1 pseudogene is annotated in these 306 nt (G+C 44.4%); it reads left to right on the plus strand.

The window, feature by feature from the left end:
* Window positions 1-306, plus strand: a pseudogene (locus KIH86_RS10740) (IS4 family transposase); the annotation flags it as partial.

Consider the following 306-nt stretch of genomic DNA (forward strand, 5'->3'; position numbering starts at 1 on the left):
AATTTCGCCCATGTGGAACGCAAAGGGTGGCACTATGTGATTAGGGTAAGGGATTTGAATTCGAAGGGGATTCTTTCAGGCTTGTACTTGCCTTCTAGCGGAGCATTTGATACGAATGTGCATCTGACACTCACCAAAAAGCAAACCAAAGCGATTAAGGCTCAATCCGAGAAGTATAAGTTTGTCCCGTCCACCTCTACCTTTGATTTTCTGGATTTGCAGGAAAACCTGTTTTACCCGATGTCCTTCCGAGTGGTTCGTTTTATTTTGCCAAGTGGAGATTATGAGACCGTCATCACGAATCTG

It is taken from the genome of Paenibacillus sinensis, assembly GCF_019904155.1.
Classification (GTDB): Bacteria; Bacillota; Bacilli; order Paenibacillales; family Paenibacillaceae; genus Paenibacillus_AQ; species Paenibacillus_AQ sinensis.